General features: G+C 72.2%; 10 protein-coding genes. 1 reads left to right on the top strand and 9 read right to left on the bottom strand.

Annotated features, from left to right (window positions below; translation table 11 throughout):
• Window positions 1-133 precede the first annotated feature (133 nt).
• Window positions 134-340, bottom strand: a complete 207-nt coding sequence (locus NBY69_RS24005; protein ID WP_250303389.1) for a hypothetical protein — start codon at window positions 338-340, stop codon at window positions 134-136.
• Window positions 341-953: 613 nt separating this feature from the next.
• On the opposite strand from NBY69_RS24005, the gene NBY69_RS24000 reads away from it, so the two are divergent.
• Window positions 954-2141, top strand: a complete 1188-nt coding sequence (locus NBY69_RS24000; RefSeq protein WP_250303640.1) for a serine/threonine-protein kinase — start codon at window positions 954-956, stop codon at window positions 2139-2141.
• Window positions 2142-2165: 24 nt separating this feature from the next.
• On the opposite strand, the gene NBY69_RS23995 is transcribed toward NBY69_RS24000, so the two are convergent.
• The 8 genes from NBY69_RS23995 to NBY69_RS23960 form a co-directional block, all read right to left on the bottom strand.
• Window positions 2166-2984 carry an RNA methyltransferase gene (locus NBY69_RS23995; protein ID WP_250303385.1) on the bottom strand — a complete coding sequence of 273 codons (819 nt, stop codon included), beginning with the start codon at window positions 2982-2984 and terminating at the stop codon, window positions 2166-2168.
• Between the two features lie 54 nt (window positions 2985-3038).
• Window positions 3039-4271 carry a uroporphyrinogen-III C-methyltransferase gene (gene cobA / locus NBY69_RS23990; protein WP_250303383.1) on the bottom strand — a complete coding sequence of 411 codons (1233 nt, stop codon included), beginning with the start codon at window positions 4269-4271 and terminating at the stop codon, window positions 3039-3041.
• 166 nt (window positions 4272-4437) lie between these two features.
• Window positions 4438-7890 carry a nicotinate-nucleotide--dimethylbenzimidazole phosphoribosyltransferase gene (cobT, locus tag NBY69_RS23985; protein WP_250303382.1) on the bottom strand — a complete coding sequence of 1151 codons (3453 nt, stop codon included), beginning with the start codon at window positions 7888-7890 and terminating at the stop codon, window positions 4438-4440.
• A 311-nt stretch (window positions 7891-8201) separates the two neighbouring features.
• A complete protein-coding gene (gene cbiE, locus NBY69_RS23980) occupies window positions 8202-9380 on the bottom strand; it encodes a precorrin-6y C5,15-methyltransferase (decarboxylating) subunit CbiE (RefSeq protein ID WP_250303380.1) in 1179 nt (392 codons plus the stop codon).
• Between the two features lie 145 nt (window positions 9381-9525).
• Window positions 9526-10173 carry a GNAT family N-acetyltransferase gene (locus tag NBY69_RS23975; RefSeq protein ID WP_250303379.1) on the bottom strand — a complete coding sequence of 216 codons (648 nt, stop codon included), beginning with the start codon at window positions 10171-10173 and terminating at the stop codon, window positions 9526-9528.
• Window positions 10174-10308: 135 nt separating this feature from the next.
• Entirely contained in the window at window positions 10309-11169 is an 861-nt protein-coding gene (locus tag NBY69_RS23970; protein WP_250303377.1) for a MetQ/NlpA family ABC transporter substrate-binding protein, read from the bottom strand.
• A 72-nt stretch (window positions 11170-11241) separates the two neighbouring features.
• Complete coding sequence (locus tag NBY69_RS23965) at window positions 11242-11913, bottom strand: methionine ABC transporter permease (RefSeq protein WP_250303375.1); 672 nt, start codon at window positions 11911-11913, stop codon at window positions 11242-11244.
• Window positions 11910-12947 carry a methionine ABC transporter ATP-binding protein gene (locus NBY69_RS23960; protein ID WP_250303374.1) on the bottom strand — a complete coding sequence of 346 codons (1038 nt, stop codon included), beginning with the start codon at window positions 12945-12947 and terminating at the stop codon, window positions 11910-11912. Before NBY69_RS23960 ends, NBY69_RS23965 begins: the two co-directional genes overlap by 4 nt.
• Window positions 12948-13434 lie beyond the last annotated feature (487 nt).

Below are 13434 nucleotides of genomic sequence, written 5' to 3'. Positions count from 1 at the left end.
GCCGGACAGCGCGATGTCCGGTCAGCTCCCCAGCTGACCGGACAAACGCTGCCGTCCGCCGCACCCCCGTCCCCACGGGGTTGTTGGCCGGATGTCCCTGGCCCGGACCGCTCTCCCGGGCCCGGGGCGCCGCTCAGCGCCCCAGCATCACGCCCACGGACGACGCCTGTGTGACCACTGCTTGCCAGCCGCCGAAGGCGAACATGAGCAGGGCCGCGAGGGGAAGGACCATGGCGGTCGCCACCAGCGGGTGGCGGGTGCCGGACCGGCGGACACCGAACGCGGCGTACGCCCTGCGCCCCTGCGTGCGGAGAACCGTCCGCGTTGCCGTGTCCGCCATGATCCCTCTCCCGTCGACTTGGCAAGCGGCGAGTGACCGACCTCGGGGGACGAGTGCTGCACCCGCCGCTTGACCTCAAATCTAGGGGTGGGAAGCGGGCCGGGCGTCATGCCCGCGTATCGAATCCCGGGCCTACAGGAGGATGAGCCGCCCCGCGTGCTCCTACTCCCCTGGGTGGAGACCCGGGCCGACGCCTGCGGGTCATCCCGGAGGGGACCCGGCGGTGGGTTCCGGCAGCAACAGGGGTGCCCGAGTCGGCTCCGGGCGGTGGGAGCGGGTGACTTCACTCACTTCCGCCCCCGTCGAACGGCCCGCCGTGGCCCTCCGGCGGGCCGCCCGGTCTGCGGTCTCGTCGGCGGTGCGGGTGGGGGTCGCCGATGGTCCGGTTCTCGCGTGCGGAACACCCTGTGATCGCCCAATCCCCTTTCCCCGAGAGAGCTTTGAGATCCGGCCCCGGCCAAGGCGGCGCGAGCGGCGCCGTCCTGAGCACGCTTCACGATTTCGGCCCCCGTGGCGACAATCGACCGGATCGTGAGGGCGCGGCCTATGAGCGCACCGCCCCACAGGTACGTAAGCTGTGCCTCGTCAGACGGACCGGGCAGCGGGGATGGACATGGCGATGATGCGGCTCCGGCGCGAGGATCCGCGTGTCGTCGGCTCGTTCAGGCTTCACCGGCGGCTGGGCGCGGGCGGTATGGGGGTGGTCTACCTCGGCTCCGACCGGCGCGGGCAGCGGGTGGCGCTGAAGGTGATCCGGCCGGACCTGGCGGAGGATCAGGAGTTCCGGTCGAGGTTCGCCCGTGAGGTCTCCGCGGCGCGGCGGATCAGGGGCGGGTGCACGGCCCGGCTGGTGGCCGCCGATCTGGAGGCCGACCGCCCGTGGTTCGCGACGCAGTACGTCCCGGGGCCTTCGCTGCACGACAAGGTGGCCGAGGAAGGTCCGCTGTCGGCGGCCGAAGTGGCCTCCATCGGCGCGGCTCTCTCCGAGGGCTTGGTGGCGGTGCACGAGGCCGGTGTCGTACACCGTGACCTGAAGCCCTCGAACATCCTGCTCTCGCCCAAGGGCCCCAGGATCATCGACTTCGGCATCGCCTGGGCGACCGGGGCGAGCACGCTCACCCATGTCGGTACGGCGGTCGGCTCACCCGGCTTCCTCGCTCCCGAGCAGGTGCGCGGCGCGGCGGTCACCCCCGCGACGGACGTCTTCGCGCTGGGGGCCACGCTCGCGTACGCGGCGACCGCCGACTCGCCCTTCGGGCACGGCAGTTCCGAGGTGATGCTGTACCGGGTGGTGCACGAGGAGCCGCATCTGTACGACGTGCACGACGCCCTCGCCCCGCTGGTCCGGGCATGCCTCGCCAAGGATCCCGAGGACCGGCCCTCCACCCTCCAACTCTCCATGCGCCTCAAGGAGATCGCGGCCCGGGAGGCCCAGGGTCTCTCGGAGGGGCGGACGCCCGCACAGCGGCGGGAGTCGGAGGCCGACCGGCCGACGGGGCGGCTCGCCGCGCCGCAGACCGAGCTGCAGCCCCAGCGGCGCGCGGACGGCCCGCCGCCGTCCCGGCCGCAGGCTTCGCGCCCCTCGTCGGCCCGGGGCGGCGCCCGGCCCGTACCGCCGTCGCGCAACACCACCCGGTCCGGGGCGGGTGCGGGCAGCCGTCCCGGCAAGTCCGGTGCCCGTCCGACCTCGTCGGGGCGGCGGACCGGGCCCAGCCCCCGGATGATGCGGCAGCGGCTGATCGTCTTCGTCGTGGTGACGCTGATCGTGCTGCTGGGGATCGCCGCCGCGCAGCAGTTCTGACCGGGGCCGCCGCGGTCCGCCGGGTCAGCTCTGCGGACGGCCCGTCGCCACCGCGTAGAACGCCACCGCGGCGGCGGCTCCGACGTTCAGCGAGTCCACGCCGTGCGCCATGGGGATGCGCACCCATTCGTCGGCGGCGACCAGCGCCTGGGTGGAGAGACCGTCGCCCTCCGCGCCGAGCATCAGTGCCACCCGGTCGAGGCGGTGCGGGGCGGCCTCGTCGATGACCGACGCCTTCTCGTCCGGGGTGAGCGCGAGCAGCTTGAACCCCGCTTCCCGCACCGACTCCAGCCCTCGGGGCCAGGTGTCGAGCCGGGCGTAGGGAACGGCGAAGACGGAGCCCATCGAGACCTTGACGGAGCGGCGGTACAGCGGGTCCGCGCAGTCCGGCGAGAGCAGCACCGCGTCCATGCCGAGGGCCGCCGCGCTGCGGAAGATCGCACCGATGTTGGTGTGGTCGTTGACCGACTCCATGACCACGATCCGGCGGGCCGTCCCGAGCAGCTCGTCCGAGGACGGCAGCGGCTTGCGCTGCATGGAGGCCAGTGCGCCGCGGTGCACGTGGTAGCCGGTCACCTGCTCGGCGAGGTCGGGGCTGACGGCGTACACCGGGGCCGGGACCTCGTCGATGACGTCGCGCATGACGTCGACCCACTTCGCCGACAGCAGCATGGACCGCATTTCGTACCCGGCGAGCCTGGCCCGCCGGATGACCTTTTCGCCTTCCGCGATGAACAGGCCCTCGGCGGGCTCACGCCTGCGCCGGAGTTCGACGTCGGTCAGGCCCGTGTAGTCGCGCAGCCGCGGGTCCTCGGGGTCATCGACGGTGATGAGATCAGCCACAGGGAGATACTGCCTTGTCCTGGGTGGGGTGCCAACGGGTGGGCACGGAACGGGTCACGGACGGTCGTGGTGCGGTCCGACGGCGACAACGGCGCCGATGACGATGACGGCGGGCGGCCGTACGCCTTCGGACCTGGCCGTCTCCCCCACGGTCGCGAGTGTCGCGTCGACCCGCCGCTGGGTGGCCGTGGTCCCTTCCTGGACCAGTGCCACCGGGGTGTCCGGGGCCTTTCCGTGGGCGATCAGGGTGTCGGCGATGGCGCCGATCTTGTCGACGCCCATCAGGACGACCAGCGTGCCGCGGAGCTTGGCGAGCGCCGGCCAGTCGACCAGGGAGCGCGCGTCGTCGGGCGCCACATGGCCGCTGACCACGGTGAACTCATGGGCGACGGCACGGTGGGTGACCGGGATTCCGGCGGCGCCGGGGACGCTGATGGAGCTGGAGATGCCGGGCACCACGGTGCACGGGATGCCTGCCTCGGCGAGGGCCTGGGCCTCTTCCATGCCGCGGCCGAAGACGAAGGGGTCGCCGCCCTTGAGCCGTACGACGGCCTTGCCCGCCCTGGCGTGTTCGACGAGGGCGTTGTTGATGGCCTCCTGGGCCATGAACCGGCCGTACGGGATCTTCGCGGCGTCGATCACCTCGACGTGCGGCGGCAGTTCGTCGAGGAGGTCGCGCGGTCCGAGCCGGTCGGCGATGACGACGTCGGCCTCGGCGAGGAGGCGCCGGCCGCGGACCGTGATCAGGTCCGGGTCGCCGGGGCCGCCGCCGACCAGGGCGACGCCCGCGGCGCGGTCGCGGTTGCGGGGGGCGGCGAGCGTACCGTCACGCAGGCCTTCCACGACGGCGTCGCGTACGGCCGCCGAGCGGCGCGGGTCGCGGCCGGTGAGGACGGCCACGGTGACGCCCTCGCTGCGGCCGGTGGCCGGGGTCCAGGCGGTGGCCGCTCCGGCGTCGTCGCTCCGTACGCACCAGGTCCTGTTCCGCTCGGCCTCGGCGGACGCGCGGTCGTTGGCCGCCTTGTCACCGGTCGCGATCAGGGCGTACCAGGCGCCGTCCAGGTCACCGTCCTCGTACGGGCGCCGCTGCCAGCTGATCTCGCCGGTGGTGGCCATCGCCTCGACGGAGGGGGTCGCCGACGGGGCGACGAGAAGGATGTCGGCTCCGGCCGCGATGAGCGCGGGGAGGCGCCGTTGGGCGACCTGTCCGCCACCGATGACGACGACGCGCCTGCCGGAGAGACGGAGTCCTACGGGGTAGGCGGGGTTCTCGGCGTGTTCGGCCATGGCGTGGCGGCTCCTCGCGCGGGGAGGTGGGGCGACGACGCCGCTACGACGGTGAAGCGGCTGGTGGAACGGGGTTTCGGCCCCTTGGACACCTTACGTTCCTGAGGCCTCGGGCGAAGGCGAGGGGCCGGGATCACTGACCCCGGCCCCTCCCGCGCGTGCTGCGCTACTTCTCCGTGACGCCCGCCGAGTCGAAGGTGGCCACTTCGTGCATCGCGCGGGCCGCGCTCTGGACGACGGGGAGGGCGAGCAGGGCGCCGGTGCCCTCGCCGAGCCGCAGGTCGAGGTCGACCAGCGGGCGCAGGCCCAGCTTGTTGAGGGCGGCGACATGGCCGGGCTCCGCGCTGCGGTGGCCGGCGATGCAGGCCGCCAGCGCCTCGGGGGCGATCGCGCGGGCGACCAGGGCAGCCGCCCCCGCGCTCACTCCGTCCAGGATCACCGGGGTGCGGAGCGAGGCGCCGCCGAGCAGGAAGCCGACCAGCGCGGCGTGTTCGAGGCCGCCGACCGCGGCGAGGACGCCGATCGGGTCGGCGGGGTCGGGCTGGTGGAGTTCCAGACCCCGGCGGACGACGTCGACCTTGCGGGCGTGCATCTCGTCGTTGATGCCGGTGCCGCGGCCGGTGACCTCGGTCGGGTCCTGGCCGGTGTAGACGCAGATCAGGGCGGCCGACACGGTGGTGTTGGCGATGCCCATCTCGCCGGTGAGCAGCGCCTTGTTGCCTGCGGCCACCAGGTCACGGGCCGTCTCGATGCCGACCTCGATCGCGGCGAGCGCTTCTTCCCGTGTCATCGCGGGACCGGTGGTGAAGTCGGCGGTGCCGGCTCGGACCTTGCGGGGCAACAGGCCCGGGGTGGCCGGGAGTTCCCCGGCGACACCCACGTCGACGACGCAGACCTCGGCCCCGACCTGATTGGCGAAGGCGTTGCAGACCGCTCCGCCGCCCAGGAAGTTGGCGACCATCTGGCAGGTCACTTCCTGCGGCCAGGCGGTGACGCCCTGGGCGTACACCCCGTGGTCCCCGGCGAAGACCGCGACGGCCGCGGGCTCCGGGATCGGCGGCGGACACATCCGGGACAGCCCGCTCAGCTGCGCGGAGATGATCTCCAGCATCCCGAGTGCCCCGGCGGGCTTGGTCATCCGCTTCTGGCGGTCCCAGGCCTCGCCGAGCGCCTTGGCGTCCAGCGGCCGGATATTGGTGATCGTCTCCTGGAGCAGGTCGTGCGGCTCCGCACCGGGGAGGGCGCGGCGGCCGTACGTCTCCTCGTGGACGACCCAGGACAGCGGGCGGCGCTTCGACCAGCCCGCCTGCATCAGTTCGGGCTCCTCGGGGAACTCGTCGACGTATCCCACGCAGAGGTAGGCGACGACTTCGAGGTGCTCGGGCAGGCCCAGGGCGCGGACCATCTCCCGCTCGTCGAAGAAGCTGACCCAGCCGACGCCGAGGCCCTCGGCGCGGGCGGCGAGCCAGAGGTTCTCGACGGCGAGGGCCGAGGAGTACGGCGCCATCTGCGGCTGGGTGTGCCGTCCGAGGGTGTGGCGGCCACCGCGGGTCGGGTCGGCGGTGACGACGATGTTGACCGGGGTGTCGAGGATGGCCTCGATCTTCAGTTCCTTGAACTGCTTGGCGCGGCCCTTGGGAAGGGACTTGGCGTAGGCGTCGCGCTGGCGCTGCGCCAGTTCGTGCATGGAGCGCCGGGTCTCCGCGGAACGGATGACCACGAAGTCCCAGGGCTGGGAGTGGCCGACGCTCGGCGCGGTGTGCGCGGCTTCGAGGACGCGCAGCAGCACCTCGTGCGGGATGGGGTCGCTGCGGAAGCCGTTGCGGATGTCGCGGCGTTCACGCATGACGCGCAGTACGGCTTCGCGTTCGGCGTCGTCGTACCCGGAGGCGGCGGGGGTGACCGGCTCGGCGGGGTCTGCCGCGGCTTCCGGTGCCTCCGCCGTTTCCGCCGTGGGTCCGGTCTCTGCGACGGCCTCTGCGGACTCGGCCTCGACGGGCGCCTGCTGGGGCTCGGGGGCCGGTGTCGCCACGGACTCGGGCTGAGGCACGGACCCGGGCCGGGGCTCGGCCGCTGTGGGCGGCTCGGTGACAGCGGCGGGGGCCGTCGGGGGCGCGGCTTCCTGGACGGAAGCGGTCTCCTGCGGTGCCTCGGCCTCGGCCGGGACCGGCACGGTCAGCTCCTCGGCGGGCGTCTGCCCGGCCGGTCCACCGTGGCGGGGGGCGGGCACCGTCGCCGCGACCGGCTCGGGCTGCTGCTCCCCGGCATCTATGGGAACGGCGTCAGGAACGGGAGCGGCCTCGGGCGCCGGAACGGCTTCGGGTGCGGGGACGTTCTCGGGTGCGGGAACGTTCTCGGGTGCGGGTGCGGGGACGCTCTCGGGTGCCACCGTCCGTGTACCGGCGGGCTCCGCGTCCACCTCCGCTTCCGCTGCGACTGCGGCCGGGGCGGGCCAGGTTTCGAGGACCGGCTCCGGCTGTGCCTCGGGTGCGGGCACCGTGACGGGCTCGGCCACGGCTTCCACGACCGGTTCGGCTGCGGGTTCCGGCGCGGGCGTGGCCGCCGGTTCCACTGCTGCCACGACGGCGTCCACTGCGGGCTCAGCAGGCTCAGCGGGCTGCGGGACCTCTGCGACCTGCGCCGCCTCGGTGGTCCGCGGCTCCGCAGGGGCCTGCTCGGGCTGCGCTGCCGCGGGCTGCTCGGCCGGGGCCGTCACCACTGCCACCGGCGTCGGAGCGAGATGGGGAGCGGACGGCAACGAACCCTCGACCGGGACGAACCGGCCAGGTGCGGGCTGTCCGGCGTCGACCGGACCGGGCGCCGGCGCGTACGGCGCGGCAGCGGCCTGCGCGGCGTCGACCGGTACGTCCACCGGTACATCGGCAGCTACGTCGACCGGTGCGGCGGCCGGGGTCTCCGGCTGGGCGGCCACCGGCTCGGGGAAGGCCGGTGCCTCGGGCTGGGCCGGGGCGGCGGGAACGGAAGGTGTGGGGGACTGCACCGGCTGCGGCTGCGAGGTCCACGCCACCCCGGCCTGCGGCGGGATAGCGCCGAGCTGCGGTCCGGGCAGCGCCTCCGCCTCGTCGCGCGGGAAGTCCAGGTACTCGGGACCGAGAGTCTGCGGTCCGGCCTCACGTACCGGAACGGGGTTCGCCGGCGTCGCGGTGGGACCGCGGTCGGCCAGCGAGCGGACCACACCACCGGTGGCGTCGGGCACGGGCGGACCCATGTGCAGCGGCCTGCGCGGCGGCGGGGTCGCGGTGGCGGACGGCGCCGCGTGCGCGGCGGCCTGGGCCCTCACCGCACCGAGATCCACCGAGCCGGAGTCGCGCCCGCCTGCCTCGTGGGCGCCGGGTTCGGCGAGCGGCGCGGTGTCCGCCTGCGGGTGGAACTGCGGCTGGAACTGCCCGTCGGGCGGGAACTGCGCCTGCTGCTGGGGCTGCTGCGGCTCGCTCCACGCGCCCTGTGCGCCGGGCATCAGCAGCAGATCGTCGTCCTCGGTGGGATTCTCGGAGGGGTCGAGGTAGGTGTAAGCACCGGGGGCGGGGAGGCCCGGCTGCTCCACCAAGCCTGCGTTCCCCGGCTGTCCCTCGCCCGGGACCTGGCCGGTGTCGGTCATGCGTACCCCTCGCCCATCCATAGTGCTCCTTCAGCCCTTTACCGGGTCGCCCGTACTGAGAACAACGAGCGGGCACGCCGCGCGGTACGAAAGGCCTGCGGACACTCAGTATGGTCACGGCCGTTCGACGCCGTGCAGGGATTCCTGCCACGGTCCGCTGTGGGCTGCGCCACGTTGCGCGTCCCCGGTGCCGCCGTACCACACCAGGCCCCAAAACGGTTCCCTTTTCCGGACATTGGCGAACGAAGCGCCGAACCCCCAGCTGCGGTACAACAGTCGGCCAGCCTACCCCGCGCCGTCCCGCAGCAGGGTCAGGGGCCACTTTCCGGACGGCGGCCGGACACCAGGAAGACCACCGACCGCGTGCGTTCCGCCCAGGACCGGGTGTCCAGATCCACGGACTGCAGCAACGCGCATTCGACGAGGTATCCGCCCTCGGCCAGAGCGGCTCCGAGCGCCTCGGCCTCGTCCCGGGTACCGGCGTGCGTCACGATGCGCTCGGGCCTGCGGTCGGCGCAGGCGGTGACAACTGCTGCCCCGCCGCCCCCGATCCGTACGACATCGGGCTCGGGAAGCCGCTCCAGGACATGGGGTGCGCGTCCGTGGATGATCTGGAGCCGCACGCCGAAGCGGCGGGCGGCGGCGTCGGTGCGCGCGCAGGCGGCGGGGTCGGCGTCGACGGCGATGACCGCGGCGCCGAAGCGGGCCGCCTCGACGGAGAGCGCCCCGCTGCCGGAGCCGATGTCCCAGACCAGGTCGCCGGTGCGCGGGCCGAGACGGGCCAGTTGGGCGGCGCGCAGCCCGGCGTGCTCGCCCTCGTTCAGGCCCTCTCCGTACTCCGCGGGCGGCAGCGCCCAGCCCCGTACGGCGGGGGCCTCGGCCGCTCCGTTGCCGCCGATGACGATGACGACATTCGGGTCGCGCCAGGTGTGGTCCGCCGCCTTGTCGGAGGTCAGCACGGTGACCTGCTCGCGCTCGGTGCCGAGTTCCTCGCAGATGACGAAGGTGCGGTGGACGCCTTCGAGGAGCAGGGCCAGCTCCGCGGGTCCGGCGCCGGGCGAGGTGAGCACGGCGACCTTGCCGTGCGCCCGGCAGACATTGACCGCGCGCCGGAGCGTACGCGGGTGTGCGACGACGACCTCCGCGTCGTCCCACGGCATCCCGGCGCGGGCGAAAGCGGCGGCGACGGAGGAGACCGCAGGGACGACCTCGACCTCCAGGCCGTGTTCGGGCGCACGCAGGGTGCGTACGACGCCGTGGAAGCCCGGGTCTCCGTCGGCGAGGACAACGGCGCTGCCACGGTGCCCGGCGATCCGGCGGGCGGCGAGACTCACGCTGCCCAGGCGGATCCGCTCGGCGGAGGCGGGCACTTCCGGAAGTGCGAGGTGGTGGGCGGCTCCGGCCACCAGGGTGGCCGCGGAGAGAGCGGACCTGGCGGCTGCGGTGAGGGGCGATCCGTCCCAGCCGATCACCGTGACCCGGTCGGCCATCGTCGTCAGTCTCCTGGTGTTGTCGCTCGAACCGGTGCGGGTGCGCTGCCCGTACCGGCGCAGGTGGGCAGGTGGGCAGGTGGAGTAGGGAGAGGGAGCACCGCGAGAGTACCCGCTGCGGCCGGCGGCCGACGAGAGGCGGGGGTCAGTTCCAGTCGTCGAAGGTGCCGTACCCGTTGGCCTCGGCCAGCTGGTCGGCGATCCCGTCCAGGTCCTCGGGCAGCAGGCTCCACACGATGAGGTCGGTGCGGATGTCGGTCCAGCCGCCGTCCGTGCCGTTCTCGGTCCGGGTCCGCGCTATCCAGGCGTTGCGCAGGACGCCCTCGCTGATGCAGCCGGCTTTCTGGGCGACCTGCTGGGCCGCCGTGTTGTCGGCGGGGGTGCGCAGCTCGATGCGTTCGAACTTCTGGTCCCGGAAGAGCCACTGCGCGACGGCGAGCACCGCCTCGGTGGCGTACCCCTCGCCGCGCGCCCAGGGGGCGGTGACATAGCGGACCTCGGTGGCGAGGGTGCGCCAGTTGGTGGCGCGCAGATGGATCGTCCCGACGAGCCGCTGGGTGAGGAACTCGGTGACGGCGAGGACGATGCCGCGCCCGGTGGTGCGCTCGGCGGGCGCGATCCTGCGGACCCACCGTTCACCGTCGATGTGCTGGTACGGGTGGGGCGCCGAGGTCCACGCGGTGACCATCTCGTCGTTCATCATGTCGGCCAGCGGCGGGATGTCCGCCTCCTCGAAGGGGCGCAGCACCAGCCGGTCCGTGCTGATGGAGATGTCCGGGAAGGTGGTCGTCATGCGCTGCTCCATGGCCGGGACCGACGTAAAGCCACAGCATGCAGCATGACGGCCGGGCGCCGCACGGCCGGGTGCGCGCGGAGAGGCCCCGCGTACCGGACGGGTACGCGGGGCCTCGCAAGAACCGTGCGGGTGTCAGGGCTTGACGGCTCCGAAGGCGGGGATGACCGCGCCCTGGTACTTGTCGTCGATGAACTTCTTCACCTGCGGGGAGTTGAGGAGCTCGGCGAGCTTCACCACGCGCGGGTCCTTCTCGCTCCCCTTCTTGACCACGAGGATGTTGGCGTACGGGTTGCCGTCGGCCTTCTCCAGGGCGAGCGCGTCCTTGGCGGGCGTGAGCTTCGCGTCGATCGCGTAGTTGCCGTTGATCACGGCGGCGTCGACGTCGTCCAGGGCGCGGGGCAGCGTGGCCGCCTCCAGCTCCTTGAACTTCAGGCCCTTGCTGTCCTTGATGTCCGAGAGCCCGGCGTCACTTCCCACGCCGGGCTTGAGGGTGATCAGCCCGTTGTCCGCGAGCAGCTTCAGCGCGCGGCCCTCGTTGGTCGTGTCGTTGGGGACGGCCACCGTCTTGCCCGAGGTGAGGGACTTCAGGTCCTTGGTCTTCTTCGAGTACAGCCCCAGCGGCTCCAGGTGCACGCCGACGACGGGCACGAGGTGGGTGCCGTTCTTCTTGTTGAAGTCGTCGAGGTAGGGCTTGTGCTGGAAGAAGTTCGCATCGACCTGGCCGGTCTCGGTGGCCTTGTTCGGCAGGACGTAGTCGGTGAACTCCTTGACCTGGAGCTTGAGTCCGGCCTTGGCCGCCAGATGGGTCTTGACGTAGTCGAGGATGTCGGCGTGCGGGACCGGGGAGGCCGCGACGATCAGCGGCTTGCTGGTGTCCGCCTTGGCGCCCTCGGGCTTGCTGGACGGGTCGGACGAGGTGCCGCAGGCGGTGAGACCGAAGGCCAGGGCGGCGACGGCGGCAGCGGACACGGAGATCTTGACTGAGTTACGCACGAAAAGTGCCTCTTTCTGGTGGTGCGGGATGTCGCCCGGACAAGGAGTGCGGGCTCTGTGCGGAGGAAAGTTCTACGAGGAGGTGCGCCCCCGGCGCGCCAGCAGACGTACGGCCGCGTCGCCGATCAGCTGGATCAGGGTGACGAGCACGACCAGCACGATCACTGTCGCGATCATGAAGTTGTTCTCGAAGCGCTGGTAGCCGTAGGTGATCGCCTTGGAGCCGAGCCCTTCGCCGCCGACCGCTCCGGCCATCGCGGAGTACCCGATGAGGACGATGACGGTGGTGGTGACTCCGGAGACCAGCGACGGCAGCGACTGCGGGAGCAGCACCTTGCGGACGATGGTGGGCACGCTGCCCCCCATCGACTGGACCGCTTCGACGAGGCCGTGGTCGACCTCGCGGACGGCGGTCTCGACGAGCCGGGCGAAGAAGGGGATGGCGCCGATCGCGAGGGGCACGATCATCGCCGTCGGGCCGATGAAGGTGCCGACGACGAAGGTGGTGAACGGGATCAGCGCGATCAGCAGGATGATGAACGGCAGGGAGCGCCCGATGTTCACGATCACGCCGACGATCTTGTTGACCGGGCGGTTCTGGAGCAGCCCGCCCTTGTCGGTGAGGACCAGGAGCACCCCGAGCGGCAGCCCGACGAGGACCGTGACGACCGTGGCCCACAGGACCATGTAGAGGGTGTCGGTGGTTCCCTGGGAGAGCAGCGGCTGCATTTCCGACCAGTTCACTTGACGCCCTCCTCGGTGAGCACGGGGATATCGGCACCGGCCACTTCGACCTGGAGGCCCTGTTCGCGCAGGAACCCGATGGGCACGACGTTCTCCTCGAACGAGCCGGGCAGTTCGATGCGCATCCGGCCGATCTGGTGACCGCCGACGGTGTCCATCGCTGCGCCCAGGATCGATATGTCGATGTTGTAGGTACGGGAGAGCTGGGAGATGACCGGGCGGGCGGTGCTGTCCCCGTGGAAGGTGATGTCGATGACCGTGCGGCCGGGTTCCGAGGGTTCGCCGCCCACCGGGAACAGCTCGTGGGCGAGTTCGGAGCCGGGGGTCGCGAGGAGTTCGCCGACGGTTCCCGACTCCACGATCCGACCCCGCTTCATCAGCGCGGCCGAGTCGCAGACCGTCTTGACGACGTCCATCTCGTGCGTGATGAGCAGGACGGTCAGACCCAGCTGCCGGTTGAGGTCGCGCAGCAGCTGAAGGATCGAGCGGGTGGTCTCCGGGTCGAGGGCGGACGTCGCCTCGTCGGACAGCAGGACCTTCGGGTCACCCGCCAGCGCTCGGGCGATGCCGACGCGCTGCTTCTGCCCGCCGGAGAGCTGCCCGGGATAGGACTTCGCCCGGTCGGCGAGCCCGACCAGTTCCAGCAGTTCGAGCGCCTTGCGCGAGCGGGTCCTGCCGGTGACTCCGAGGATCTCCAGCGGCAGTTCGACGTTGTCCTGCACGGTGCGCGAGGACAGCAGGTTGAAGTGCTGGAAGACCATGCCGATGCGGCTGCGGGCGGCGCGCAGTTCACGGCCTGCGCGGGAGCCGCGTCCGGCGAGGGCGGTGAGGTCGACACCGTCCACGCTCACGGTGCCCGAGGTGGGCCGCTCGAGGAGGTTGACGCAGCGGATGAGCGAGGACTTCCCGGCGCCGCTCTGCCCTACGACGCCGAACACCTCGCCCTCCCGTACGTGCAGATCGACCCCGTCCAGGGCGGTGACCTCACGGCTGCGCGAGGCGTAGACCTTCGTCAGGCCGGTGGTGGTGATCACAGAATTTCCGTCACTGTCGAGTGCGCGGCGCGGTGTCCGCCGGCACGGGGCATTCGTCTGGATGCGCGGCACGGCCGTAACGGTGGTGACCGGAAGGCGCTGCGCGCGGGGCGAGTCCGCTGCCGTCCACGGTGGAACGTACGGACTCGAACGGCCGGACTCGAACGGTTCGGCTCTCGGTCCCGCTTCGGGGCGCGGGCAAGGACCCTCAGAAAGCGCGCATTCGACACATACAACGAGCACCGGGCGTCGTGATCGCCTCGGTCGCAAAGGTGCGGCTGCTCGTCGTGGTCATGCGGCAAGTAAAGCAGACGTGAGGAGCGCCCCCTTCCGGCTGTCCGAATACCGGACGCCGGTGGATCGGTCGTCCCGAGCCTGCCGAAACCGCCGTCGAACCGCTTGTGACCTGCGTCGATGCCATGTCGGCCGGGACGGTCACGGCGTCGGGCGGCACCCGGCGGCACCCGTGCGCTGTGGCCAAGGCCAC

This window comes from Streptomyces sp. A 4/2, assembly GCF_940670765.1.
Lineage (GTDB): Bacteria > Actinomycetota > Actinomycetes > Streptomycetales > Streptomycetaceae > Streptomyces.
The sequence above is the reverse complement of the archived record's forward strand: the minus strand, read 5'-3'. Positions and strand labels throughout refer to the sequence as shown.

What these genes read in the sequence shown, in the direction of transcription:
- NBY69_RS24005 (WP_250303389.1), bottom strand. Translation starts at nt 340, where the DNA reads ATGGCGGACACGGCAACGCGGACGGTTCTCCGCACGCAGGGGCGCAGG.
- NBY69_RS24000 (WP_250303640.1), top strand. Translation starts at nt 954, where the DNA reads ATGGCGATGATGCGGCTCCGGCGCGAGGATCCGCGTGTCGTCGGCTCG.
- cobA (WP_250303383.1), bottom strand. Translation starts at nt 4,271, where the DNA reads ATGGCCGAACACGCCGAGAACCCCGCCTACCCCGTAGGACTCCGTCTC.
- cobT (WP_250303382.1), bottom strand. Translation starts at nt 7,890, where the DNA reads ATGACCGACACCGGCCAGGTCCCGGGCGAGGGACAGCCGGGGAACGCA.
- cbiE (WP_250303380.1), bottom strand. Translation starts at nt 9,380, where the DNA reads ATGGCCGACCGGGTCACGGTGATCGGCTGGGACGGATCGCCCCTCACC.
- NBY69_RS23975 (WP_250303379.1), bottom strand. Translation starts at nt 10,173, where the DNA reads ATGACGACCACCTTCCCGGACATCTCCATCAGCACGGACCGGCTGGTG.